Origin of the sequence: Alteromonas sp. MmMcT2-2 (genome assembly GCF_022348305.1) — a bacterium.
Lineage (GTDB): Bacteria > Pseudomonadota > Gammaproteobacteria > Enterobacterales > Alteromonadaceae > Alteromonas > Alteromonas macleodii.
Genome location: NZ_JAKRFA010000049.1, coordinates 1 through 25,732, shown reverse-complemented (window position 1 = coordinate 25,732; position 25,732 = coordinate 1). Strand labels below are relative to the sequence as shown.

General features: G+C 45.9%; 18 protein-coding genes and 4 pseudogenes. 10 read left to right on the top strand and 12 right to left on the bottom strand.

Translation table 11 applies throughout. From position 1 onward, the window contains the following. Positions 1 to 88 precede the first annotated feature (88 nt). From MHM99_RS18405 to MHM99_RS18395, 3 pseudogenes are all read left to right on the top strand, one after another. Positions 89 to 637: pseudogene (locus tag MHM99_RS18405) on the top strand (IS66 family transposase); the annotation flags it as partial. Positions 638 to 1,474: 837 nt separating this feature from the next. Next, positions 1,475 to 2,093, top strand: a pseudogene (locus MHM99_RS18400) (DDE-type integrase/transposase/recombinase); the annotation flags it as partial. Between the two features lie 13 nt (positions 2,094 to 2,106). Further along, a pseudogene (locus MHM99_RS18395) lies at positions 2,107 to 2,310 on the top strand (IS256 family transposase); the annotation flags it as partial. 6 nt (positions 2,311 to 2,316) lie between these two features. Here the strand turns inward: MHM99_RS18395 and MHM99_RS18390 are convergent. Beyond that, positions 2,317 to 2,691, bottom strand: coding sequence for a hypothetical protein (locus MHM99_RS18390; RefSeq protein WP_239220275.1), 375 nt, complete (start codon positions 2,689 to 2,691; stop codon positions 2,317 to 2,319). A 50-nt stretch (positions 2,692 to 2,741) separates the two neighbouring features. Between MHM99_RS18390 and MHM99_RS18385 the strand changes: the two genes are divergently transcribed. Then, positions 2,742 to 3,281 (top strand): alpha/beta hydrolase, encoded by a 540-nt coding sequence (locus tag MHM99_RS18385; protein WP_239220274.1) that lies wholly within the window; start codon positions 2,742 to 2,744, stop codon positions 3,279 to 3,281. Positions 3,282 to 3,328: 47 nt separating this feature from the next. Continuing rightward, entirely contained in the window at positions 3,329 to 3,490 is a 162-nt protein-coding gene (locus MHM99_RS18380; RefSeq protein WP_239220273.1) for a hypothetical protein, read from the top strand. A 451-nt stretch (positions 3,491 to 3,941) separates the two neighbouring features. Here the strand turns inward: MHM99_RS18380 and MHM99_RS18375 are convergent, their stop codons facing one another. The 6 genes from MHM99_RS18375 to MHM99_RS18350 all read right to left on the bottom strand — a co-directional run bounded on the left by MHM99_RS18375 (position 3,942) and on the right by MHM99_RS18350 (position 13,628). Beyond that, complete coding sequence (locus MHM99_RS18375) at positions 3,942 to 5,990, bottom strand: TonB-dependent receptor (protein ID WP_239220272.1); 2,049 nt, start codon at positions 5,988 to 5,990, stop codon at positions 3,942 to 3,944. A gap of 121 nt (positions 5,991 to 6,111) precedes the next feature. Beyond that, positions 6,112 to 7,260, bottom strand: a complete 1,149-nt coding sequence (locus tag MHM99_RS18370) for an alpha-hydroxy acid oxidase (protein ID WP_156077897.1) — start codon at positions 7,258 to 7,260, stop codon at positions 6,112 to 6,114. Between the two features lie 22 nt (positions 7,261 to 7,282). Beyond that, the gene (locus MHM99_RS18365; RefSeq protein ID WP_156077898.1) at positions 7,283 to 10,603 is read right to left on the bottom strand and encodes an FG-GAP-like repeat-containing protein; all 3,321 of its coding nucleotides are present in this window, start codon (positions 10,601 to 10,603) and stop codon (positions 7,283 to 7,285) included. 19 nt (positions 10,604 to 10,622) lie between these two features. Further along, positions 10,623 to 11,084 carry a hypothetical protein gene (locus MHM99_RS18360; RefSeq protein WP_069945400.1) on the bottom strand — a complete coding sequence of 154 codons (462 nt, stop codon included), beginning with the start codon at positions 11,082 to 11,084 and terminating at the stop codon, positions 10,623 to 10,625. Between the two features lie 12 nt (positions 11,085 to 11,096). Then, on the bottom strand, positions 11,097 to 11,738 hold the full coding sequence (locus tag MHM99_RS18355; RefSeq protein WP_101566836.1) for a Rieske 2Fe-2S domain-containing protein: 642 nt from the start codon (positions 11,736 to 11,738) through the stop codon (positions 11,097 to 11,099). Between the two features lie 93 nt (positions 11,739 to 11,831). Further along, entirely contained in the window at positions 11,832 to 13,628 is a 1,797-nt protein-coding gene (locus MHM99_RS18350; protein ID WP_232380369.1) for a PQQ-dependent dehydrogenase, methanol/ethanol family, read from the bottom strand. A gap of 535 nt (positions 13,629 to 14,163) precedes the next feature. On the opposite strand from MHM99_RS18350, the gene MHM99_RS18345 reads away from it, so the two are divergent. Further along, complete coding sequence (locus MHM99_RS18345; protein ID WP_232380368.1) at positions 14,164 to 16,158, top strand: sigma-54-dependent Fis family transcriptional regulator; 1,995 nt, start codon at positions 14,164 to 14,166, stop codon at positions 16,156 to 16,158. A gap of 273 nt (positions 16,159 to 16,431) precedes the next feature. Beyond that, positions 16,432 to 17,637, top strand: a complete 1,206-nt coding sequence (locus MHM99_RS18340) for a hypothetical protein (protein WP_239220271.1) — start codon at positions 16,432 to 16,434, stop codon at positions 17,635 to 17,637. A gap of 67 nt (positions 17,638 to 17,704) precedes the next feature. Here the strand turns inward: MHM99_RS18340 and MHM99_RS18335 are convergent, their stop codons facing one another. Then, entirely contained in the window at positions 17,705 to 18,082 is a 378-nt protein-coding gene (locus tag MHM99_RS18335) for a hypothetical protein (RefSeq protein ID WP_202942900.1), read from the bottom strand. Positions 18,083 to 18,317: 235 nt separating this feature from the next. Then, a complete protein-coding gene (gene aldA / locus MHM99_RS18330; RefSeq protein ID WP_202942899.1) occupies positions 18,318 to 19,757 on the bottom strand; it encodes an aldehyde dehydrogenase in 1,440 nt (479 codons plus the stop codon). Between the two features lie 446 nt (positions 19,758 to 20,203). Here aldA and MHM99_RS18325 point away from each other — a divergent pair, with 446 nt between their 5' ends. Further along, entirely contained in the window at positions 20,204 to 20,905 is a 702-nt protein-coding gene (locus MHM99_RS18325) for a hypothetical protein (RefSeq protein ID WP_156077901.1), read from the top strand. A gap of 559 nt (positions 20,906 to 21,464) precedes the next feature. On the opposite strand, the gene MHM99_RS18320 is transcribed toward MHM99_RS18325, so the two are convergent. Both MHM99_RS18320 and MHM99_RS18315 read right to left on the bottom strand, forming a co-directional pair. Next, positions 21,465 to 22,760: a site-specific integrase gene (locus MHM99_RS18320; RefSeq protein ID WP_239220270.1), complete on the bottom strand. Its 1,296-nt coding sequence runs from the start codon at positions 22,758 to 22,760 to the stop codon at positions 21,465 to 21,467. 484 nt (positions 22,761 to 23,244) lie between these two features. After that, positions 23,245 to 23,514, bottom strand: coding sequence for an XRE family transcriptional regulator (locus MHM99_RS18315; protein WP_202942896.1), 270 nt, complete (start codon positions 23,512 to 23,514; stop codon positions 23,245 to 23,247). A gap of 145 nt (positions 23,515 to 23,659) precedes the next feature. On the opposite strand from MHM99_RS18315, the pseudogene MHM99_RS18310 reads away from it, so the two are divergent. After that, a pseudogene (locus tag MHM99_RS18310) lies at positions 23,660 to 24,118 on the top strand (IS30 family transposase); the annotation flags it as partial. A 199-nt stretch (positions 24,119 to 24,317) separates the two neighbouring features. Here MHM99_RS18310 and MHM99_RS18305 read toward each other — a convergent pair. Beyond that, the gene (locus tag MHM99_RS18305; protein WP_239220269.1) at positions 24,318 to 24,791 is read right to left on the bottom strand and encodes a hypothetical protein; all 474 of its coding nucleotides are present in this window, start codon (positions 24,789 to 24,791) and stop codon (positions 24,318 to 24,320) included. Positions 24,792 to 24,986: 195 nt separating this feature from the next. Here MHM99_RS18305 and MHM99_RS18300 point away from each other — a divergent pair, with 195 nt between their 5' ends. Beyond that, the gene (locus MHM99_RS18300; RefSeq protein WP_202942893.1) at positions 24,987 to 25,448 is read left to right on the top strand and encodes a DUF6694 family lipoprotein; all 462 of its coding nucleotides are present in this window, start codon (positions 24,987 to 24,989) and stop codon (positions 25,446 to 25,448) included. Positions 25,449 to 25,732: the final 284 nt, after the last annotated feature.

The following is a 25,732-nucleotide window of genomic DNA, read 5'->3' as shown; positions in this document are numbered from 1 at the left end:
GAGGGAGTTGAACCCTCTGGAATTCAACGAATAATTTTGGTTACAGCATAGTTACCTCCTTTATTCTCAGGCTTAGCCTGTCGCAAGCTGGGCCCATGCACGTCGTAAGTTTATGGAAGCAAAGAAAGGCGCGGGTAAAGAAGGCAGCGGCAAAGCAGACTGGGCTCTGAATCACATCCAAAAACTCTATCGTATCGAAACTCAATTAAAAGATAAAACGGTGGAGGTGCGCTACCTTACCAGACAAAAAAAGAGCCTGCCGTTGCTCAACCAGCTCCATACATGGCTAGAGAAATCAGTACACCAAGTGCTACCGAAAACCAAATTAGGTGAAGCGATACAATACTGCTTGAACCAATGGGAAAAGCTTGTACGTTATACACTCGATGGATTACTGAATATCGATAACAATCGCGCTGAGCGCGCGATTAAACCGTTCGTGATAGGCCGAAAAAATTGGCTGTTTAGCCAAACCGCCACAGGCGCAAACGCCAGTGCGGTGCTCTACAGTATTATCGAAACCGCAAAGGCCAACGACCTCAATGTGTTCGAGTATGTGATGTCTTGCCTTGATGAGTTCAGCAAGCCAGCGCCGAACATCGAGCAACTACTACCATGGCACTTTGCTAAGCGCTAGGTGGGATTAGCGGACGTTTACAATAGAAGGATGCTCATTATCATTACTTATGTTTTTTCACCTACCTACATTTTTCATCTTGTACATACCAAAGTACGCTGGGACGCAAAAATGTCACTTGGGACACAAACGTGTCACTAAACCAATAAGAGTACGGCTAACACGCATGCTTTGTCTGGTGGGAGGCCAAATCATGGTGTCAACATAATTGGTGAGCAACTACCATCATTTCACCATTTTTATCAAGAAGGTTATAAATAACCTACCTAGCTTACTAACCATGAGTAAAAGGTGTTAAAAGTCATGAGCTTAATGGTAGAGGGTGTAAAATAAAAGATTTATATCGAAAATGAAAATTTTTGAAACGAGGAGTTGTGAAGGCTTTTTTAGTGAGAAGAAGGTTATATATAACCTACCAATACACTTAAAGCCTCAAAAAAAAGCAATAGATACAGCAACTTAATCCATATTCTATAGAATAAATAATAATGATAATTTTACTAAAAAATAGTGTTAAGCAAATCAATAAAATTAAAATAGCGAGCACTAAAAATAATTAATCTATATTAATCAGTGGTTTGGGTTCGATTAGCTTTGAAGGAACGAAATTAGAAATGACAACTCAAAATATATTTTTTATTGTTCGGTAGGTTATTAAATTATTACATACTACTTTCCTAAGAAATGTTCGGAAAAAAAAGGCCTAATTTCACCATGCTCAGAGTTGACGTAAGCCCAAAGAGTAACCAAATAACTATACCAAAGTATTCTTTGGTGGAACTTGTCTCTGATATTACCTACAGACGGACATAAGGAGACAGGCTGCTTCTGAAAGTTGTCATTGATGCTATCAATGCGGTTTTGGACAAGTCGCCATGAGCAGGCTTCTGGAAGTGTTTTGGCTGAATGCGTTTCAAAGGCTTTCCCTTCAGCCACAAGCGCGTCTATCGCGTTTACTGCCAGATGGGATTGAACCTGAGGGGCAGAACTAAATGGGTACTGCCCAAGCGAATAGCCCAGCCATTAGAAGTGCAGGATCAGGCAAACCATCAATGGGCGTTCGACTTTATGCACGACACGTTATATTGCGGTAAACGGTTCCGAACACTGAATGTAGTGGATGAAGGCACGCGAGAGTGCCTCGCTATTGAAGTTGATACGTCTTTGCCCGCTGGTCGTGTCGTACGCGTGTTAGAACAGCTTAAGTCTGAGCGAGGATTACCAACTCAGCTATGTGTGGATAATGACCCAGAGCTAATTTCGGCGACGCTGACGGATTGGTGTGAATCTAATAATATTGAACTGGTATATATTCAGCCAGGTAAACCGCAGCAAAATGGCTTGGTTCTGGCGACTGGATTATAACGAAGAAAGAACACATGAAAGTCTGGGTAACCTGCCTCCGGCAGCTTACCGAGAAAAGCTAGAAAACTCTAATTCAGCCCTGTCTCATTAATGGGGAAGTAGACAACGCCATTGAACCGTTATACAGCGTTATCCACGAAGTCATTAAGAAGCGGAAGATCTTCCGCAGTGATGGTTTTGTAAGAAAAATGGCGTACTTAAAAATAAAAGATGCCAGCAAAAAATGGTCGATGCCGATTCGAAACTGGCGTAAGGCGATGAGTCGTTTTATTATTGAATCCGAGGAACGCCTCAAACTCAATAACTAATGGAAGTTACACAGAATCTGTTACAGGCTCTGCTCTACTGATAAGTATTTCTTCACGAAGTTCACTACAAAACCTATAAGTAATTTTATTATCTTCTAAATTGAATTTAGTGAGTAGAGGCATCACGACCCACTCTTCAACTCCTTGAGAATTAATGATATCGCATTGCACCGCAGTTGTTCCGAGGTTAAACAGTAATTCTTCAATCAATTTACGGCTCTTTATCTCCAAATCAACTGCTTCCTCTAATTGAGACATCGTTATTGTAAATTTTATTTCTTGTCCTCTAGTCTTTTCTAGATAGTTTTCTATTGATTTTTTTTCAGTACTCTCTACAGCTGCCAGCATTTCATCTCTTGCGTTTCGCACCAGTGTATTCAAAATTTTGCACTCCACCTGGTTATGAAAAAAGTAAACGTTACCCTGCTATAGTGGTAGCGCACCCAAATGGTGGTGTAAAAGAACAAGTAGCAGGCTTGTATGCTCAACGTCTAGCGGAGCTAGGCTATATCACAATAGCAGCTGATGCTGCGTATCAAGGTGGCTCTGGCGGTGAACCGCGCTATATCGACATCCCACCTAACAGAATCAACGACATTCATGGTATGGCAGACTTCATTAGTGAGTTTAATGGCGTAGATGCAAACAGATTAGGTGTGCTCGGTATTTGTGGAGGCGGTGGCTATTCACTTGCGGCAGCACAAACAGATAAACGCTTTCAGTCAGTAGCGACCTTATCTATGTTCAATTCTGGACGGGTTCGCCGTAATGGATATATCGATTCACAGCTTGATACCATACAGCAGCGGTTGAGTGAAGCAACAGAAGCTAAAAGGCTCGAAGTTGAAAATGGTAATGTGGAATATGTAGGTGGCCAGAGTCTAACTAGAGAACAAACCGCAAAGTTGCCCTTTGAACTATATCGAGAAGGTCTTGAGTATTATGGTTTTACTCATAATCACCCAAAATAAATCAGCCTTTATTAATGATTGCAGGGAGCGAAGCAGATTCCCTTTATATGTCAGAAAATGCTTTTGAGCACGCTGTTAATGCTAAGGAAAAGGAGTTGTACTTGATTGATGGCGCTAGCCATATTGAGACGTACTGGAAATCTGAATACGTTAGTGAAGCTATAAATAAGCTCAATCAGTTTTATAAAGCAACACTGGATATGGAATAGTAAATCAAATAGCGAAAAGGTAATTTGTTTACCATGGGACAATTTTATTTCTTTTCTATGTTTTGAGTATGTGGGTAGCAAGCGCATAAGAGTAATAAGGTTAATTGGTACCCATTCTCGCAATGTCTAATACTGTTTAGTATTAGACATTGCTTTTATTAAATTCTTTCCGTGAGGTGTGTATGCTGCTACAACACTATAGATTACAAAACAATCAAGATGGTCATTCATTCCTGCAATGTGTTTCGATCTGAATGATATTTTTTCGCAACGCTCATCGCGTTTACAGTATAATTGCTGGTTAAGCTCTATAAGTCGGAGGTCACTTATGTGCAAAGCTCTGCAGCATTTAGAAATGGTTAACGTTTCTAAGAAGTCTGCCGCAGGTTTCGCGCGCAATTTACTCCACGCTTACCTCACCGTGTAATAGCGTTGCGCAGGTTTTATGCAGTTAAAATTGGGCAGTCAGGCCGAAGTAAAAGCTGCGACCCGGGGCGGGCTCGAAATAACCCCGACTGCTTACTTCCCGGTCGGCATTGGCGTTTACTCTGACATTCGAAAAATACATCTTATCGAACAGATTACGCACACCGGCCTGAATTCGCAAAGTAGAATTAATATCATAGCCAACCCGGCCGGTCACCAGCCAATACTGTGCTATTTCCGTTGTATTGCTGTTTTCTGCATAGTAGTTACCACTGAATGTACCTTCCAGTTCCACTCGCCATGCATTTTGTTGCCAGTTGAGCTGATTAATCCATTGAATTTGGGGTAAGCCTGGCATCCGGTTGCCATCCAGGTTGTCGCCGCTGAGTGCGGCAAAGTCACCAAACTCATAGCGGGCCAGTGTCAGCGCGCTACGCCATTGCCAGTGTTGGTTAAGTTGCCACTGAAGGGCCGTTTCAAGGCCATGGCGGTTGGTCTTGCCGGCATTTTCATAAAATGCCCGACCGTCAATCTCGTAGGCAATGAGTTCGTCGGTAACGCGGATTGAAAACAGCGCTACATCATAACTTAAATCGTTGTACTGGCCGCGCCAACCGAGCTCAAGACTCACGGTATCCTGGGGTTTTAAGATGGGATTGAAGCCGCTGCCCTGCGGGTTGGCAAACTCGGTAAAGGTAGGTGACTCGTAGGCTGAAGCGACATTGGCGTACCATTGGTGTTGCGTGCCTGGCCGATAGCTTATACCAATGTTGCCATTCCATTGGTGATAGTGGCGCTCGCCTGAGCCTACCGCACTAAGGCCGAGCCGGTCGTTTATCGACATTGCAAGATCATCATAACGCACGCCGGTGGTCAGGGTGAGGGTGTCAAAGAGCAACCAGTCGACAATGGCAAATACGCCAACTGAAGTGGCTTGCTGCAATTCATCTGCGGTTTGCTGCGTGACAACTTTATCCGGAGTGACTCTAAATCGGGTGCGGTCGTCTTCCTGACGGCGGATTTCTGCGCCTGCGGTATACCTTACTGGCCAGCCAGCGTTCTGCCAGTCCTGAGAAAGCTCAATACTGCCGCCATAAAACCAACGGTCGTACCTAATCAGACTGCTGCCAGGAAAGGGTAGCTGCTGGGTAAAGTTGCGGTGAGTAGCAAAGGTATTGGCAGACCAACTGCCATATAAGATGTCCTCATCGTGGTAAACCAGTCCGATGGTTTGCTGTGCCACTTGCTGCCCGCTGTTTAGCCTGCTGGCCATAAAGGTAGCCTGGCGTCGATCTGAAGCCACTTGCGCGACAGTAAGGCCTCCCGGATCCTGTGCTTCAGGCATATCCATCAGCGAGGTGATTATCGTAAAGCTTTTAGTGTCACTGAGGTCCCAGCGCAGTTTACCGCGCAGGGTACTTTTCTTTACCTGACTTTGCTCCCGGTAGCCGGCAAAGTTAAGGTGGCTTATGCTGATAACCGCGTCGATGTCGTTCTCGCGGGTACCAGCCTGCAGGTTTACTTTATAAAAATCATGGCTGCCGACATTCAGACTGGCATTAACTCCTTGCAGGCTATCGCCGGTCACAGTGGTGATATCAATTGCGCCGCCAGCACCATTACCGTACTGCACTGCTGCTGCGCCCCGGATAACCTGTAATTGTTCAACGCTGTTTAAATCAATATCATCCACCTGGGTTTGGCCGTCAGGCAATGTGTAAGGGATGTCATCAACCTGCAATTGCAAGCCGCGCACACCAAACGGAGCGCGCGAACCGAAACCGCGGATGGATATCCGCAGGTTCTGAGCAAAGTTGTAGCGATTCTGAAAATATACGCCAGGCACAAACTTAAGCGCTTCGTTTAATTGCAGTGCTTCCTGCAGTTGCAGTTCCTGCCGGGCATCGAGTAGCGAAACTGCCGCCGGGGTAGCAAAGAGATCCCGTGATAATCTCGTTGAAGTCACCTTTACTACTTCAATATCTTCAGCTGCTGGTGGTCCCGCTGATGGTGTTACTGCTGCAGCAAGCAGAGGCGGGCTCATGAGAAGTATGGTTAATGTTAGTGAGGTCATTAGGTGATGCTGAGTCATATTGGCCTTGCTGATTCAGTCGTTAGTTGTCGATGTGTCGCGAACAGGTGAGTTCATGAAGTCATCGCTTTATAGGGGTTATTTCCGTTTTGCGGGCAGGGGATCAGGGACGAAAGCGAACATGTTCCCGTTGCAGGTCCTTTATGCTGCTGCAGCCCATGAGTCGCATGTCGCGTTCAATTTCAGCCTGCATGAGCTTAAGGACCCGCTCCACACCTGGTTGTCCGGCCGCCGCCAGTGCATACAGGTACATCCGCCCAATTCCCACCGCTTTTGCGCCCAGCGCCAGTGCTTTGAGTACATGTGAGCCACGCTGCACGCCGCTGTCAAAAAGAACGTCGATATCATTGCCTACTGCGTCGACAATTTCGGCCAGTTGATCAAAAGAGCTGCGTGAGCCGTCAAGTTGGCGCCCGCCGTGATTAGAAATCACGATACCGGTGCAGCCAATGTCTACTGCACGCCTGGCATCTTCAACGCTCATAATGCCTTTTAAACAGAACTGACCATCCCAAAAATCAACCATGTCGGCCACATCCTGCCAGTTCATTGCCGGATCCAGCATATTGGTAAAATAATCACCGATAGAGCTGCTGCCGCCGTCCATGTCAATATGGGCCTGCAGTTGTGGTAGGGAGAATTTTTCGTGGAGCAGATAGTTGATGCCCCAGGCGGGTTTACTGGCAAATTCAACCATGCCGCCCAGGGTCAGACGAAAGGGTATCGAAAAGCCGGTACGTAAATCCCGCTCCCGATTGCCACCGGTGATTGAGTCTACCGTCAGCATCATAACTTGTATGCCACTGGCTTTCGCCCGTTCCATCATGGCCCGGTTAAGCTCGCGGTCTTTGTGAAAATAAAACTGATACACCTGGGGAATATCAAAATCCTGTGCAATTTTCTCCATCGACACGGTGCCCAGCGACGACACGCCGAACATAGTGCCAAACTTTTCGGCGGCGGCCGCAACTGCATATTCACCTCGGTGGTGATATAACCGTTGCAGGGCGGTAGGAGAGCAGTACACAGGTAATTCAAGTCGCTGACCCATCACCTCGATACTCAGATCAACATCTTTGACACCGCGAAGTACCCCGGGAATTAAATCACACTGATTAAAGGCTTCAGTGTTACGCCGCATGGTTACCTCGTCATCGGCACCACCGTCGATGTAATTGTAGATTGGGCCTGGCAGGCGTTTTCTCGCCAGGGTTCTGAAGTCCTGATAGTTGTAGCATTGGTTTAAGCGCATAGCGTGTTACTGCCTCTGTTCGTTACTGCGATTGGGGTGGGGGCGAAGGTGAGCGTTGCTCAATAGTTCCCCGATCGGCCTGGATGTATAAAAACTGGTTAGCCGGAATATTGTGAAACGTACTGACACTTCCTGTTTTGTCTGGCCATTCAATAGTAATGGTGTCGGCCTGGCTGGCGTCACCCAAACCAAAGTGCAGGGTTGACGGCGCACCGCTTAAAAATCCGCCGCCTGCGCGTACTTCCTGCAACTGGGTAGTGTTGCCGGTAGTCACATGCACTTTAGCGCCCAGTGCCCGGGTGTTTTGCGTACTATCGCGCAGGGTGATGGATAAGTAGTTGTTGCTGGCGTCATCGTTGTGACGATTGGCATACAGTACCGGTCGCTGTTCGTGGTTACTGACCACAATATCCACATCACCATCCCGGTCGTAGTCCATGCAGACCACGCCGCGGCCAGAAAAGGTATCGGTGATCCCCCACTGACGACTGCGTTCTGTGAATGTACCGTCCTGATTAGAAATAAAAAGCCGACTCGGGGTGTTCTCAAACTCAGCCATGGCTTGCTTCAGGCGACGATACGCCAGAGGGTTACCAAGGTGGCGGCTAAGTTGTGGCGGCAGATCAAAACCGTTAACGTGAAATAGATCCAACCAGCCATCGTTATTAAAGTCGGCAAAGCATGCGCCCCAAGCCCATAGCCCTTCGGCCACACCAGCCTGTGTTGTTGCATCCTCCAGCCGACCCTGGTGATTGTGGTACAGGCGGTTACCACTGACCCCCCAGCTACCTTCCGGCTTGCCGTTCGGGTCCCAGATACTGCTAACAAACCAATCCAGGTAGCCATCGTTATCATAGTCTGCAACGGCAGCCCCCATGCCATTTTGATCTGAGATCTCATGGGTGTGGGTCTCTTTAGCAAAGGTACCGTCGCGGAGGTTTTTATACACCTGGCTGGTTTCAAAATCTGCTGCAAACAACAAATCCAGCCAGCCATCATTATTGATGTCGGTAAAGTTAGCGGTAAATGTAAAGTCTGCATTGCCTACCAAATCTGTAAGGCCTGCCTCGGTATCCAGGCCTTCAAACCAGATCCCCTCCGAGCTGCTTATGTTGCGCCACAGGTGGGTAGGCTGTTCGCCGCCCAGTCCGGGGCCGCGCCAATGGTTGGTCAGCATGTCAACGGTGCCATCTTTATTGACATCGGCAAAAGCAAAAGACCAACTGGTAAGCTGTACTTGTAATCCGATGTCAGCGGCAACATGCAACTTTTGTTGCGCATCGTTGAGGTATAACGTGGGAAGTTGGGAGTCTGGCAACTGCATCTTTTGACCGGTGACGGATGGCAGTTCGGGCTGCAGCAGGTTGGAGGTGAATAAATCCAGATCGCCGTCGCCGTCAATGTCTACCATGGCTGCACCGTTAGACAGTTCAACGCTGGTTAATCCCCACACTTTACTGACATCGCTAAAGGTGCCGTTTCGTTCATTTTTATACAGTACATCCGCTGTTGCGTCGCCGGTTGCAAAAAATAGATCCGGCCAGCAGTCACCATCAATATCGCCGGCCGCCAGTCCACCGCTAAAGATCAGGCGTTGTGCCGAAGACAGGGAATAGTTCTCCCAATTGATGTGATGTTTGTGAGCTAACCCGGCACTCACAGCCACTTCATCAAAACGTTTGGCACTTTGATGGCGGCTATGGTGCTTGGCGAGAGACTGATGCGTCGGCGCAGAGTGGGAACAGCCAAATGCGTCATCGCTAAGAAACGCAGCAGGGAGGGCCGGCCCCGGGGCCTGATTAGGCAGACTGGTGTGAGTTGGCTCCAGGTTTATGGCTACAGGTTGAGGAGGAGGCATATGACCGCGAAATTCTGCTACGAGGCGGTGCTCGTCAGGGGCTGGTGCATTGCTATCAGGTACCCATTTCGCCATACAGGCTCTATCGGTAATACAAGGATCGGTAAGGCTGGCTAGAAAGGCCTTTAAATCGTCTATCTGCGTTACTGTTAGGGTCAGGCCGTCAGGCAGCAGGCTGCTGCCTGCGGCTTGCTCTCGGTTAAGCTGAGCCAGTGCACCCTGGGTGTGTTGTTTACTGTCGCTAAGCAACCCGGCAACGTGCTTCAATTGCGGGTTGTTAGCAAAACTAAAGTCAAACTGACTAACCGACTCATCCGGTGCCAAATGATGCGCAATGATGGCATCAAGATCCGTGAAAGCGCCAGCGTGAGTGTAGGGGGCGGTTGCCGTCACGTTTAGTAGTGAGGGAGTACGAAATCCGTATCGGTCTTTGTCTTGTTGTGTTACGCCGCGGCGGCCAAAATCTTCCCCATTGGGTTGTTTACCACGTCCAATCTGCACCGCAGCAATATTATGAAATTTCTCATCTGTAAAAATTGGCGGCGTATGGCAGTTTATACAACCTGCACCGCCCTTATCCGGGCTGGTTAAAAATAGCTTTGCGCCGCGCTTCTGACTGGCCGTCAGTGCGTTGGTTTTACCGTTAACATAGTCAAACCAGGGGGCATCCAGCAAGATTTGTGTAGACTGATAATAGGAGATAGCAGTTTCGATATTGGCAAATGTAATCAGCGAATTCGAGCTGCCAGTGGGTGAGGCGAAGGCCTGCCTAAAGAGCTGCAGCCACTGCTGTACATTTTCGCTTTGTTTGAGCCGTTCGATCAGCGCGTGGCGTACCCCATCGTTAGTACTGTCGGCAGCAAAGGTATGGCCACGCATTTCATCGGTGGATATCACCGGGAAGCGCACCTGAGTGGCGAGTAAATCACGTCCTGCAGAGCTATCGCCCTGCCACAAATTACTATCCGGTGTCCGGTGGCGCTGATCTTCACCATGGGAGCGTAAGGTCGGATCAAGCACAAAAATGCGCCCGTCATAAAACATAGAGCGGCTGTATAATGACGCGTTAAACGTGGTTTGAGAGTGTCTGGCAACATTGGGTGTACCGTCAGCTTTTGGATCGGCCGAACGCTGCCAGTCGTGCCAGCGTCCGGGTCCTACCCAATTGTCATTATACGGTGACTCGCCAACCGGCAGGCTGAGGCTATCGCCCCCGGCAAGATATGGATGATGGCAACTGGCGCAGGCAACATCCTGATTACCGCTGAGTGATTTACTAAAGAACAGCTCCATGCCTAACCGAAACATTGGTGTTTCAGTTGACGGCGACACAGTATCAACCGTAAATGCATAAGAATCACTCAAGCTGTCTAACAGTTTGCTCAGCGCCTGCTCTTCATTGGCTTCCAGCCGCGCATTGCCACTGGCGCTGAACAGCGTCAGCAGTGTTACCATATATACCTTACCGCGACCAATGAGCCCCATTACCTTTTCCTTTCTTACCTTACTTAATAGCGCTAACTGCGCTGCAACTACTGCCGCGCAAAAACTGGTTATTCACCAGGCGAATTTCCAGGCCATCAGCAGACGGGCGGATGCGGTTTATCTTTACATCGCCCTGATAGAGCGTGCGGGTTTCGCCTTGTTCGCGACCAATATCTTTGCAGTTAGGGCTGTAATAAGCGGCATACTCAGTTTTTTCGGCCTGCTTTTTCTCGAACACGGTAACCACTCCGGTGCCACATTCCGCCATTGCGTAGATATCATCATCCTGTGCGTATACCTGTACCGGCTTTGCTTCTTCGTCATTTATCCAGTGAATATGTTTATCTGGCGTGCGGACAAAAAAGCCGCCCTGGCAACTCACGCCTGTCATTGGCTTAGCTGCGCTGATTGCCTGGCTGCAAAACAACGTCATTAGCAGACCAGTGGTAACAGGAAGCATTAATTTATGTTTGTTGTTCATGGGGGTTCTCCGTTATCTGGGGGGCTTACCAAAGCCAATCCAACTATTAAAATTGCCTGCTACCACTATTTCGTCATTCTCAACTTTGAGCGGTAATGCGGGCAGGTTTCGTGGTGCCGGGCCGGCCATCACAACTCCGCTGTCTTTGGGGTTAAACACAGACTGGTGGCACGGACACATGTAGTTTTCCTCGTCTGTCATCCAGCCGGTGACCGGGCAGCCAGCATGGGTACAGATGGCTGAATAAGCCACCACGCCACTGGCCGATAGTGCCTTGGTGTCATTGGAAAGCTTGCTCTCGGGGAGCTTTTGCAGCAGCACCTGGTTGTAGCGTGAGCCGTCGCGGACAATGTTATTCTGCACGTCGTAGGGCAAAATGAGCTGTTGTTTGTCGAGTTCGGCCAAATCGGATAGTTTTATAATCTGGCCGCGTTTGCTTTTACTGAAATACGTCAGTCGGTCGCCGGGTTGTGGTGGCAGTCGCTCAGGTCGGTTCTGAGCAGCTGACAGCTTGCCGCTGACAGAGAGGTTGGCAATAGGAATGGCAAAGGCCAAGTACTTCAGCATGTCCCGACGAAAGCCATTATCTGGTCCATCATAATCCGCCTGGCAGCACCGGGATTGTCTGACATTGTCAGATGTACGATTTTTCATAGGATACCTTCTTACTACTTTATTGAATCTGTTTATGTACAACGAACCTGGAAGCCGGCGCCAATGCGCCGACTTTCGTCACCCCAAAGAGACTTAATCCGGCAGTGCAAAGACCCAGATTACCCCGCCCTCAGGGACATCTGCGATCCATTCACCAGATTCATCTTTGTCGGCCAGAACACTGTTGGTCCAGTGTGCGTCTACGCCATAGCCAGCGGTAATAGCGATATACTGCTTACCGTCAACTTCGTAGCTCACAGGGGGCGCAATGGCCGTTGAGTTAAGCGGGAATTCCCACAATACTTCGCCGCTTTCGGCGTCAAAGGCGCGTAGTATCCGGTCGTTAGTACCAGCACCAAACACAATGCCGCCTGCTGTCGATAGCACAGGGCCCCAGTTCATGGTTTTGCCAAAGTCGTGTTGCCAGACTTTTTCGCGGGAATTGATATTCCAGGCCTGAAGTTGACCTACACCCTTGTTAGGGTCATCAAGGTAAACATCGAGGTCGGGAATATCGATGCCAGCCCAGAATTGCCCGGATGCAGGTTCAACATCATCCTGAAATTTGCCGAGGAATGAGTTACATACGTTGTCATTGGCCGGCACATAAACCATGCCGGTTTGCGGATTATAAGACTCGTAAGGCCAGTTTTTACCGCCCCACAGACTAGGGCAGTAATCCACCCGTTTACCCGTAACCGGAACATGATCATAGTCATAGGTAGGGCGACCGGTTTTTTTATTAAGCGACTTAAAGGCGTTATTTTTAACAAAGGGTTTGCCTTCAACATAACCTATTTCACCGTCGTCACTGCGCTCCAGCCAATACATGTAGCCATTACGCTGAGGTGAGACCAGGCCCTTAACCGTTTTGCCATTTTGTTTAAAATTAACCAGCATTGGTGCATTCATGGCGGCCCAGTCCCATGAATCATTGTAATGGTACTGGAAATGGCCTTTGATCTTGCCGTTGTCCGGGTCCATGGCAATCGATGAAGCCACATAAAGGTTATCCCCGGGGCGCTGATCACCGAGCCATGGTGAGCCGTTACCCACTCCCCAGTAAAGTATGTCGGCCTCTGGATCGTAGTTACCCGGCATCCACATGCTTCCGCCACCATATTTCCATGCGTCGGGACGTTTTCCTTGTTTTTTCCAGGTTTCATGGCCTGGCTCACCCGGACCTGGTACGCTGTATGTGCGCCATGCCTGTTCACAGGTTTCGGCGTCCATCGCTTCTAAAAAGCCCCGCACGCCATACTCGCCGCCAGACGGGCCGACCAGTATCTTACCTTTCACCGGAGTGGGCGCCGAGGTGATATAAGCACCGATACTCCAGTCACCAATCTGCGCCTGACAAATGCGTTCCCCGGTTTTGGCATCCAGCGCATTCAAAGTGCCATCAAGTCCGGCGACATAGACTTTGTCGTCCCATAAGGCAATGCCGCGGCTGGTGTTATGCATCACCGACAGATCATAAGGATTGTCATGCTTATAGCGCCAGTAAACTTGCCCGGTTTTGGCATTCAATGCGATCACGTGATTATAGGGTGTTGAAACAAACATGACGCCATTATTGATCTGGGCGGGAGCCTCATGCCCGGAGTCCAGGTTGGTGGAGTAGGTCCAGACAGGTGTGAGCTTTTTAACATTCTTTTTATTAATTTGCTGAAGTTCACTGAACATCCAGCCTTCGTAATTCCCTTTGGGTAGCAACCAATCTTTGGGATTTGCTTCGTTTAACCGCTTTTGCGTGACAGGTGTGTAGTCTTCAATTTCTTTTGTTAGCTTGGTCAGACCGGCGGCTGATGCATAAGAGCTAACCATGATACCTGCTAACCCCAGACAGCAACTCAGGTAGCTCAGATGTGGAGCACTAGTTTTTTTCATTTTTTACCTCTAAAGTCGTTTTGTTCGAGCAGAATGCCTAAATCAATTAACATGCCAATAACATTTCCCGATGATTATATTCTTAATATGTTGATTTTTATGAGGTTTGTTGGGGCGTGCTGTTTCGTTGAAAAAATTAAGTACAGAAAGTCTGTTTGAGTGAAGAAACACCTGTCGCAGCGTTAATGCAACAATGAGACACTTTTCGGTTGCGGTTGGCAGACTCGCACTTACCAATATTTGCCGAGCCGTTTTGCCGCATCTTCCCTGCAGGGCTTTTAGCTACTAAGTAATAACACTTAAAAAACAATAAGTGATTGTATTTGTTTTATTTTTCTCTTTGTTTGATGGTGGGGCGGCAAACGGATCCACATCAATGTGGCGGTAAATACAAGAAAAAATGCAAATTTGAAAAAAATGTTACAAAATTGCATCATTACGTTAATTTGATAAGGTGTTGAATAGTTGACCAGGGGAATTGCCTGATGCTGCTAGTACATTGCCTGCAATAAACTAAGAACGGAGTACGACGGTAATGATGAAACAAACTTCGCAATCTATGGACGTTAGTGGTGCTGAAACATTTATGTCGGCCGAATTTCAGCTTCGAAATATTCAGCCGACAGAACCGATTTCCCGCTCATGGCAACGTAGCTTGCTAAAGCACGGCCTTGATCCGCATGCGACCAATGAGGTTGAAGTTTTATCGTCCTCAGAGATGCGATTGCAATTGCAGCAACAGGAAGACTATTTAAATATTGCCCGGCAGGGGCTAACTGGTTTATCCAAGCGAATTTCTGATGCAGGCTACTCGGTAGTGCTAACCGATGCTACAGGGTTAACCCTGGCGACAAATCTACCTAATCGGGAAAAAGTCCGCAGCAAAGAGTCAGGATTACTTATCGGGGCGCGTTGGGCGGAAGATCAGGTAGGTACCAATGGTATTGGTACCTGTCTGGTTGAAAAAGAGTCGATTATTATTCACCGGGATGAGCACTTTTATCACAGTCACAGAGACTTAAGTTGTTCCGTTACCCCTATATTTGATCCCATGGGGGAATTACGTGGCTGCCTGAACGCGTCATGTCTTGGCGCTGACAAAAATAGAAGCAGCCAGTTTATGACGCTGCAAATGGTCATGATGTACGGTCGAATGATTGAAAACAGTTATTTTCGCAAGACCTATCGTAATCAAATGACGTTGAATATCCGTCCGGCGGAAAGCTTTTTCGATTTGGCGCAGGAGCAGCTATTAGCGGTTAACGAAAGAGGCGTTATCACCGGGGCAAATCGTTCGTCATTTTTTGAATACTCGTCACTGCTGCCAACTGATCAACTGCTCCCGGGGAGCCGGTTACAAGATATCATTGGTATTTCTATTGATGAGTTACTTACCAAAACAAACGGCGGTAGCAATGTTATAAAGGTTTATTCGCCGCTATTACTGGAAGAGATTGAACTGGCATTGCGGGTGCCTGGTTTCCGGTCGGTGGCGTCTGCATCGGTTCGGACTGCTGCTAAAGCAGCCTCTCCCTTAACGTCAGGAAAGCATCCTTCACTGAACGAGTTAGGTGGTGAAGATCCACGGATGCACAGAATCGCGCGACAGGTTCTGCAAGTTATTGATAAAGACATTCCAATTCTAATTACCGGCGAGACCGGCACGGGTAAGGAAGCCTTTGCCAGGGCAATCCATGATGCCAGTGCACGGGCCGACGGTGCCTTTATCGCATTAAATTGCGCTGCCATTCCTGAAACGTTGATAGAAAGTGAGCTATTTGGTTATCGCAGCGGCAGTTTCACTGGCGCCAATAAAAATGGTATGAAGGGCAAGCTGGAACTGGCCAATGGCGGAACCCTGTTTTTAGATGAAATTGGCGATATGCCTGTGCAGCTGCAAACACGCTTGTTACGTGTGTTGGCAGAACGGGAAACAATGCCATTAGGTGCCACCGAGCCGACGGCTTTGGACTTACAGGTTATTTCTGCCACCCACCAGGATCTGCGAGCGCGTATAGACCAAAAGGAGTTTCGGGAAGACTTTTACTACCGCCTCAATGGCATGGCTCTGAAACTGCCACCGCTAAGGGAGCGTACTGATAAATCGGCTATTATTGCCAATGTAGTAAGACGGGAGCTACAGCACTTGGGTGATTATCAAATTGATGAAAAGGCTCGCCAGGCGCTGGAAATGTATCACTGGCCTGGCAACATACGCCAGCTAATGAGCGTGTTGAAATATGCCGCTGCGGTGAGCGAAAACAATTTGATAACGCTTGATAGTTTGCCAGATGAGATTCTCGATCATCATTCGCTGGATGCGTTAGATACGGAGCAAGAGACTGGCGTTGTCAAACAAAAGGCTTTGTCTAAGTATGCAGGCAGTCACGAAGGTCAGTTATTATTAGACACGTTAAAAAAACACCGGTGGAATATTACAACGGTGTCAGAAGAGCTCAGTATTTGCCGTTCAACGGTCTACCGAAAAATGAAAAAATACAATATTGTACAGCCTAACGATATTTACTAATAATCTGAGTTTTATTATTTGAACCGTTAATTGTCGAAAGGTAATTAACGGTTTTTTATTTCCGTAATTAATTGTTGCATTATGCTGCAAATGGCGTGCGACACTAGTTTAATTTTTAAGAAAAATGATTTTTCTATAAAGTCCGTATTAATTTAAATTTCCTTTTAAATTAATGGTTAAACTTAATTTTTACAATTTAATTACAATGGCATGTTCTTTGCCATCCCTTATTTGCGAATGAAAGTTTAAATTCCAAACAGGGGACACAATGAAATGCAGTTTAATAAAATAGTACTAGCCACTTCTGCCTTAGCACTGACTTATTTTAGTCCGGCTTCATTTGCGCAGGAAAAAAGCCGGATTCAGTTGTCTGGTGCGGTGATGCAAAGTTGGCAGGCGGGGATGGAAGTCGACGGCGCAGCTGCGGACCCGGGCAATGCTAACACTGACTCTGGTTTTCATCGTTTGCGCTTTGCGTTAAATATTAATGCGCAGTTGACAGACAATCTATCTGTTTTTGCCGAACTCGCCGAGGAGCCCAACGACTGGAATAACGGCAGCGCTGCTATCAGCCAGGATTTAGCGTGGATACAGTATCAGATTAATCAGGAGGTGGGCGTCAGACTGGGTAATATGATCGCTACCACGCAGAACTTCCTGCGCTACTCTGATGGTGCGGCAGTGCAAAGCAACCCATTTGTTGGCAATAGCCTGGTTGACATGATCACAGCAGAAGAAGGATTGTGGCTATATGGGGTACATAAACTGGCAGGCGGCAGCAGTATTACCTGGGACGGTACGTTGTCGACCCCGGACTTTTTCGCGGACTTTTCCGACGGACGAGGATACAACTACGGCTTACGCGGAACCTATAATTTAAGCAATGGTTTATCGTTTGCCGCAGGTGTTTTTTCCACCAATCATGAAATGAGTGCTGTAGAAGGGAAGACCGCTGGCTCGTTGATTGCTGTGGGAGACGGCGATAACTATCAGTTTGCCAGTTCGGCTCCGAATGCCAGAGTAACCCACCCGTTGATTGTGCCGGGCGTTGACGCCTTTATCTGGCAGGCTGATGTGCAGTACATGACCGATACAGTTATGTTTCATGCCTTGTACGGGAGTGCAAAAGACGATTATAGCTGGGAAAATGGCCAGGGGGCGTTTCAAACCAGCTATGTAGAACAGGAATCTGAAATGAAGTTTTGGTCTGTAGAAGGGCGCTATATGATTAATTCAGAGTTTTATGTTGCGGCCCGTTATGCCGAATCAGATAACGAAAGTGTTGGTATTACCGACAATAACACCGCAAGCCGTTTGCAGTTGGGCGGCGGCTGGTGGATGAATGATTTCACGTTATTCAAAGCTGAATATGTTAAGCAAGAGGAAGAACAGTATTCCGGAGGCGGTACTGCAGCATTCGGTGCTGCTGGTGGAGCAGAGTGGGACGGTATTATCGTTGAGGTCTCAGTGACGTTTTAATCTGTTCATTGCTTTGTGAGTATATAAAAAGCCGCAGCATCAACCTGCGGTTTTTTTAATTTTAAATTTAATTGTTTATAAATATAACGTGATTATTTCTGGCGTTTTTAACTGATAATCTAATACTATTTTGAGGGGGGGGAGCCTGAGTCTTCTGAAAAAAATAATCAGCTTCTTCCACTGATGAATAAATATCTATTGAATTGATTATTAAAAAGGCGTTTTCGTCAAATGAATTGTCAGGTTTTTGCTCAGTAAAAAAAGTTAGTGAATCTTCGATGGCTAATTTACATAACACTAACTCAGATCTCTTCCTGTCAAAGTTAGCTGGAATTTTTGTGCTGAATATTTCAATTGTCTGCTGGTTAACTGAATTGGTGTATGGGCAGTTAATTTCAAAAATAGGTATGTGAATTCGGCTTAGTTTATTTTTTAATCTTGTCATGATTAACTTTCACGTAAAATAGGCTATGGGTACCGCTGAAAACTTTTTATAAATGCTGCGGCTAACGCTGTTTGTAACAGTAAAAATATAATATGAACTATGTGTTGTTTTCATTTTCCTTTTAGCTTCGTGATACAGAGGGCTGCAGCCCTAACAAAACTGCTAGTAATTGCCGTTTCGGCAAAAAGCGCACTGTATACCGCCACAATGCGCTTTGTTAATGGATCAATAAGGCTTAGTTTTGCACATAGGCGACGTGGGTGCGGGTATATTCATAGAGCCCGTGTTTGCCGTCGGCACCGCCAATCCCGGACTTACGGGTACCGGCATGAAACCCTTGCATGGCTTCAAAGTTCTCACGATTAATGTAGGTTTCGCCATAGTCAAGTAAGTCAATTGCACGCATGGCCTGCCTGAGATTTCGGGTGTAAACCGAGGATGTCAGGCCGTATTCAGAGGCGTTGGCTAATTCAACGGCTTCCTCCAGGCTGGCAACTACTTGCACGGGCAAAACCGGTCCAAAAATCTCTTTTTGCATTATCTCCATGTCTGAGTGGCACCCTGCAAGAACAGTAGGTTCGTAATGAAATCCCGAGCCTATATCTGCAACTTTACCGCCGGTGATGACTTGTGCACCCTCGCTTTTCGCCTTACTCACCATGGATATGACTTTATCCAGACTGGCCTGGTTAATGAGTGGTCCCATTTCCAGATCGGACTGTTTCATTGGGTCACCATAGCGCGTCGCTGCCATCGCACTACTCAACTTTTCTATAAATTTATCGGCTACCGCGGTGTGCACGTAAATTCGTTCTGCGCAGTTACACACCTGGCCTGTATTGATAACCCGGGATACCTTAATTGCATTGACTGCCAGGTCGATGTCGGCATCTTCAAGCACTATTGCCGGCGCCTTTCCTCCCAGTTCAAGGTTGAGTTTGGTAACATTTGGCGCGGCGGCTGCCATAATGGCTGAGCCAGTAGCTACGCTGCCGGTAAAGCTGATCATATCGATTTGGCTGTTTGACGTTAACGCTTGGCCTACTCCATATCCAGTGCCACAAACCACGTTAAAAACACCCGCGGGTAAATCAACTTCGTCGAGCAGTCGGGTAAATTCAAAGCAATTGTTTGGCGTTTCTTCACTAGGCTTTATAACGATGGTGTTGCCGGTGATCAGTGCTGGCGCCATTTTTCGTGCAATCAGAAAAAACGGAAAGTTCCAGGGCAGGATCCCGGCGACTACACCCAATGGTTTTCTGAACATAAAAATGTTTTCACCGGGCCTGTCGCTGGTGATGATTTCGCCTTCAATTCGACGTGCCCAGCCAGCCATATAATCTAAGTAATCGGCTGTGAAATTTACTTCAACGGTTGCCAGACTGAGGACCTTACCTTGTTCTTTGGTAATTACTGCTGCCAGGTGTTCCGCGTTTTGTCGCAACTTATCGGCAATTTTGTGCAAATATTGTGCTCGTTCAATCGCGGGTTTCGCTGCCCAGGCTTTTTGTGCTTTCTTCGCTGCTGTTATGGCCGCTTCTACCTCCGATGTATCCGCATTGGGTACCCGGGAGAGTAGCTCGCCGTTCGCGGGATTAGTGACCTCGATATAAGATGCTGAATGAGGTTGAAACTCACCATTAATATAATTTTGATATACAGGTATCTCAGACATACGCGATTCTCTTAATTTAATCATGAACATATCGTGTGACACGCACTGCGGATCAAACTGTGCAGTGGTGTCGCTTCATGGTTACCTGAGCAATCGGCGCACCATTTTTTAGAGATATTGCTGATTGTCTTTATGTGTTTGAATATATGTCTTTTTTTCATATTTTCTGAATGTGGAGCATATTCAGGGCGCAGCAGAATCGAGCTGATTTGCATCAGCTGTAGCATCGCAATTGTCGCATTTTTTTTACAAATGAAGCCGCCTTACGCCAATGTGGCCTACCGTTAAGCGTGCATAGGTTTCTATATATTTGTCTTTAATATTATGATTTTTATTGAATTATCAGTGTTGTTGGCGGTGTGCCCGGGCTGCTAATAACAGTAACGTAAGACTGGTATGTGAATTGCTGATTATTGTTACTTTAATGTGAGTTAAGAAGGCTAAGCATGATAAATACAAAATCAACCCGTTGGATCATGGTCGTTGTAGTGATGTTCTCATCAATTGCAGAGAGTGCTGAGGAACGCATTGTCTGGCAGCAAGGGGTAGATTACATAGCAGTCAAAAAACTACCAGGGGCAAGGAGTGACAAGCTATCGCCGGCCATTCCTGAAGCAACCGTTAAACAGATGTTGGCAGGGTTGAAATATGAGGAAGAGGCGAACGTACCCGACTTACTTGGCTATGATCATGAGTCCGCCAGTGTATTTTCTGCCTCACTGGCCGAGCGTTTAGGACAAAAAGTGTATGCTCAATTGGTTCAGTTGTCAGCAGGCGAAGTCGTGACGTTTTCGGTCAGCGAAATCGCCCCCCAAATATTAGGACTGGGAGGTAAACCCGTGACGACTTCTGGAACGCTGTTTTATGCCAATGGCGCGTTGCAGCTAATTGTTGGCGAATTGCGGGTTAACTTCAAGAAGCGTTATATTCGGGCGGGTTATCCAATTCAAAATGGACGTTACCCAACACATGCTGAAATGGCGACCTTTCGTTTGGAAACGGGAAATCTTAACGAAATGTCAGGCGCAAAATGGAAATTGTTGCCGGGGGGCAAAGTCCAGCAACAGGTGCGACCTGATTGGATTAGTGTTGTTGTCACTGCAAGGTCGACAAATGATTCGACGGTATCCGGCGTGTTCGGAGTATGAGAATTATTAACGCTATAGACTAGACATAGTGATAGATGCATTCAAGTCTGGTGTCACGTTTACACAGTAGGTATTTTGAAGAAAACATGAAATGAATTGTCGTTAAGATAAGTAAGTGAACTCGTCTTTGGTACTGAAGTTTGGTACGAGGTATGTGGAAAGCCTTGCGATATATCGACACAAGTGCACTAACTTATCTGTTTGATGAGTGACGGCGAAAACGACAGAATGCAAACTAAAGCCGTCTATTTGTGCTAAATGTCTATTGTTACCTTTGTCTTGTTCGGGCAAGGCTTGCAAGGAAATACTGTTTTACCTGCGTTTTTGCCTTACGCGATCCGGTAGCTGACCGATGCTGCTCGAAGTTGCAGTAAGCTGTCCGTTTCCACTAAAAAACCACGTTCAGTGTTTTCATAGGAAAGAATATGTAATCTCCGATCCGCTTACAAAACAGTCATCTAGAACGATATACTAGTATGACCGCTTTTGATCAAACTGAGACTATCAGTACTTTTCTAAGATATGCTATTTCCAAGTTCATAATAATGTATTTTGGTGCTCAGAGCTTACGTTGTGAACCTTTGCGTATTCTGTCTCTGTGTGCCGGGGCTACATAAATTTCAACTGTCGTTTTTACACTGGCATGGCCAAGTTCTTCGGCTAACATAGTTTCATTCAATTCATCTAATGCTTGAGTAGCGCCGGTATGCCTCAACCAATGTGATGATGCACCGGCAATATCAAGCGCCTGTTGTTTCTTTCCACTCTTCATAAGAGTAGAAATAACCAAATCAAACGCTTCTTCAACAATATTATTGACACTGTCTTGCTTAAGCGGTTTACCAGTTTTCATTGATGGGAGGATTGGAGTGTCCTCATCAATTCTAGGAAGGGGGGCTAAGTCCATCGATTCACGGTATCTACCCAGTACATTTTCGATATATGAATCAGGCACCGTTACTACACGTTCTTTTTTTCCCTTGCCTACAACATGCAACACCCAGCCTTCATTACTAGGATCCGGTCGAAAATGATTGAACAAAGGGGTGTAATAGTCACGAGAAGATAATTCCGAAATTCTTAAGAACAATACTTTTAGGGATAACACTACAAACCTGTGAATTTCAAACTTCGGGTTTTCGTCAGCTGCAACCGTAAGGCATTGGATAAATGTTTCCCAGACTTCATCATCAAACGTATGTGGTGGCTGATATATTTTAACTTTGATCAGATATTTGCAGTTTTTCTTGGCGTCCGCCAAATAGTTACGCATAACCAGCTCAGCATCGATTAACCATTTAAAAAAAACATTTAATGATGCATATGAATTGCGAAGTGACGTTTGGCTGATTTTATAGGCATGTTTAGTACTGGAAGCCTTTCCAGGTGCTATCAACGATTCGATTTTCCGATTTGCCTTAGGCGTGCGATGCACGAAAGGGCGCCATTCTGGATTGACAACACGAATATCTGAATTAGGTCTGTATTTAAAGCGGCTCGATATTGTTGTATCAGCAATGAGTGTTTTGGGTGGTGACCAGATCCAATCGATATACAACTTTATATCTTCAAGTTTAGTATCTAGAACAGATTTTTCGCGTTCGCGCCAGCAAAACAAGGTAAATCTCTCAGCCTCATTTCTGAACCTTGATTGAGTGCCTTTTGCATTGCTTAAGCCTGTCACCAAAAAATTAAGCAATTGCTTCAAATCGTTTTTTGCAGGAATGCCTTGTTGCTCAAATGAATCAAGATACTCAGACAAAGTAGGGTACACCGATTTAAATTCATGAGTGTCAAGAATATCTCGCTGTGACGCTTGAAGGTCGATGGTGTCAGTAATGGGATGATATTTCATTTGAGCAGCATAACACTATATCCTGACAATTCAAAATCGTAATAACAGTCATTATTACGATTTCAGTGAATGGCAAGTTGAGATGTCATGTCATAGTTTTCCAGGTTTATAACAAAAGCTTTCTATCTTTGATATAAAACTTAATTGCCAGAATCCAGCAGGCAATCAGAGTGCCGAGAGCTAGTTTATCGTACCGTCTAAGAAATTTATTTCTGATAACATCTTCAATTCCTTTAAAAGCACCTTGTAGTTGAAAATTTCACATAGCATGGTGACCATAAGCGCTTATCAAGAAGAACAGGATAATCCCTAACAAGAACGCAAAAACACCACGCTTAGACATTAGAGCAACATACAAAAATTCCACCATCCAACTTGGCATTTAACACATTCCTATAAGCAAATATTGTTCTTACTTCAGTTAATTCACATTAAACGTAGCGTTGCGGATGTTTAACTGACTCAATTAACGAGATAGCAATGTTTAACCTTTTAGTAAGCCATTTTGAGTGACTATAGCCTGATAGTAAGTTTTTAGTTCATTGATAGAAAATTTCTCTATGCGGCCATTTACAAGGTCAGTTACAGTTACCTGACTTATGCACATTGCCGCTGCCGCTTGCTTCAGCTCCCACTTTTTAGCATTCACGACGTGTCGGATGGCTAAGATAAAATCAGAACGACTTTGTAACTCAGTCGATTCAGCAGTATCTGCCGTGATTGCTTCGAAAATATTACTGTATTCTAGTGCCACTACTGAGGTCTCCACGTTTTCAAAAACAACTTAAAATAATGCTGTTATCTGTTCAAGTAACGGGAACAATTGTTTTTTTTGCTTTTGAAAATACCTAAATAATTTAGCAACGATAACAATGATCATTTTCTATGCGGAAAAAGCGGGTTATTTTTAATAAAACCCTATATGTGGCTCTAACAACAGTTACATAGCAACACTAGTAGAGAGGCACTCTCGATTCGTAATGCTGGCAAAAGTGGATGATAGTAAAACGTCGACCGTGATTGCTGCACTTATCAAGCACGCTCAAAAGCTGCCTAAGGAACTATATAAATCTCTAACTTGGGACAGGGGGAGAGAAATTAAAGACCACAAACAATTCACTCTAGCCACTGATATAAAAGTCTATCTTTGTGATCCTTACTCACCGTGGCAACGTGGTTCCAATGAAAACACCAATCGATTACTACGGCAGTATTTTCCAAAAAGTACTGACTTATCAGTACACAGCCAACAAAAACTTAGCAGTGTAGCGAGACAACTTAACGAAAGACCAAGAAAAACGTTAGACTATGAAACACCAGCACAGAAATTTAACCAATGTGTTGCGCCCATTGATTGAACTCAAGGCACAAAGCGGAAGTAGGTAGTCAATAATCTGTACTTCAGCGCCTAATATTTAAATGCTTGTCGAGTTATGGTGGAAACTCCAGTCCAACGAGTCGTGTATGGGTTACGTAACTCAGCGATGAAGGTCAACATTCACGCATGATAATGCTTGTTATCATGCGTGAACTTATTATACTTCAGACACTTAGCTATTAAGACACCATCCCTAATTCTTTTTCCCAATCTTTGCGCACCTTTTCAGCACATTTAATGGCAACCTCTCTGGTTCTGCTATTCGCTCTGGTCGGGTTGTCTTTGTACATAAACTTCTTTTTGGTATTACGCCATTTAACTGGATGGTATGCAACAATATAGGTTCTCTCGTATACAGACCCATTTTTATGATGTTCAACGGTTCTCACTTCAGATAAACCTGTGATCAGGTCTGACTTTGTCGCATCTGCCTTTTTTTGCCGAACCCAGTTTTTATCGGCGCCAATTAACTCTGCGTCGTTATCTCTTTGTTTCTGAGCAGCAACAAGCGAAGCTTCTTTCGATCCATAGTCTTTATCTAAAAAACGACCATATATGTATTCTTCTCCCTTTGACCTGGGAAGCGCAACGCGAAGCGTCCAACCATTTCCAAGCCTCGTTAAGTATTTCATTGCTTCATCGCGCTTCGGCATTGATGTATGACCTATTACTGATGACATCTTAAACATTTAATTGTTAAGTTCGATATAACGTGTTTATCACTTAAATGCATGTTTACACTATCTAATATGTTTATGGTTTTCCTTGCAATCTGCAATCTGCAATCTGCAATTTCGATTGAGAGTGTGGTACTTTATTTTAAAAAACATCACATGAGAAAGGATGCCATGAAGAACACTGCCCTAGTCACGATATTTTTACTTCTACTTACTGGGTGTCTCGACCCAAACACGCTCGATTCCACGTCACAAGAAACCATAAAGAGTTCTGCTCAAAGCATTACTGCTGATATGACGGAACAGGAACAGGATGAATTTGCCAAAGCCCTAATGTACTACTCACTCGGAGGACAAAACGCATGGACTTCTATGGTTGGCTCATTTGATAGCAAAAACGACGGTGCTAGCCCTGAAACGCTCATATCTATTAACCTTCAATCTCTCGATGGCCTTACCGGGCAAGAAGTGATCGAAAAATACCGAGAAGCTCTGGCGAAGGATAAAGAACTTAGAGAGCGTAAACGAGCGGAAAGAGAAGCCAAGCAAGCTAAAGCGCGCGAAGAGCAAGAAACCATCCGCAAATTACCTTCGCTTGCCGAGACATTTCTGCGTCATACAACGCAGCGCTGACCGTCACCTGAAGCTTTCCTCGATATAGCTTGATGTCCGAACGCTTCGTTTCACTGGGGCTAACTTTCAACACATAGCGGTGCATCGATTTAATAAATTACTCGAATATAGCAGAAGAAAACATTCCATTTTTAACGAATGGGGAAATAGTAGTCATCGACTTTGGGACTCGAAGACTACTAAAACGTAAGCGATCAATATAGACCGTTGTGATTCGTTTAGTGTTTGAGGCTATCTTCGTTTAAGGAGATGCGTTCTATATCTAACCGTGCTTCACAGCCGAA

Bases quoted from the DNA above. Each gene is read 5' to 3' on its own strand.
- MHM99_RS18380 (WP_239220273.1), top strand. From the start codon at position 3,329: ATGTCAGAAAATGCTTTTGAGCACGCTGTTAATGCTAAGGAAAAGGAG.
- MHM99_RS18375 (WP_239220272.1), bottom strand. From the start codon at position 5,990: ATGACCTCACTAACATTAACCATACTTCTCATGAGCCCGCCTCTGCTT.
- MHM99_RS18370 (WP_156077897.1), bottom strand. From the start codon at position 7,260: ATGCGCTTAAACCAATGCTACAACTATCAGGACTTCAGAACCCTGGCG.
- MHM99_RS18365 (WP_156077898.1), bottom strand. From the start codon at position 10,603: ATGGGGCTCATTGGTCGCGGTAAGGTATATATGGTAACACTGCTGACG.
- MHM99_RS18360 (WP_069945400.1), bottom strand. From the start codon at position 11,084: ATGAACAACAAACATAAATTAATGCTTCCTGTTACCACTGGTCTGCTA.
- MHM99_RS18355 (WP_101566836.1), bottom strand. From the start codon at position 11,738: ATGAAAAATCGTACATCTGACAATGTCAGACAATCCCGGTGCTGCCAG.
- MHM99_RS18350 (WP_232380369.1), bottom strand. From the start codon at position 13,628: ATGAAAAAAACTAGTGCTCCACATCTGAGCTACCTGAGTTGCTGTCTG.
- MHM99_RS18345 (WP_232380368.1), top strand. From the start codon at position 14,164: ATGATGAAACAAACTTCGCAATCTATGGACGTTAGTGGTGCTGAAACA.
- MHM99_RS18340 (WP_239220271.1), top strand. From the start codon at position 16,432: ATGCAGTTTAATAAAATAGTACTAGCCACTTCTGCCTTAGCACTGACT.
- MHM99_RS18335 (WP_202942900.1), bottom strand. From the start codon at position 18,082: ATGACAAGATTAAAAAATAAACTAAGCCGAATTCACATACCTATTTTT.
- aldA (WP_202942899.1), bottom strand. From the start codon at position 19,757: ATGTCTGAGATACCTGTATATCAAAATTATATTAATGGTGAGTTTCAA.
- MHM99_RS18325 (WP_156077901.1), top strand. From the start codon at position 20,204: ATGATAAATACAAAATCAACCCGTTGGATCATGGTCGTTGTAGTGATG.
- MHM99_RS18320 (WP_239220270.1), bottom strand. From the start codon at position 22,760: ATGAAATATCATCCCATTACTGACACCATCGACCTTCAAGCGTCACAG.
- MHM99_RS18305 (WP_239220269.1), bottom strand. From the start codon at position 24,791: ATGCCGAAGCGCGATGAAGCAATGAAATACTTAACGAGGCTTGGAAAT.
- MHM99_RS18300 (WP_202942893.1), top strand. From the start codon at position 24,987: ATGAAGAACACTGCCCTAGTCACGATATTTTTACTTCTACTTACTGGG.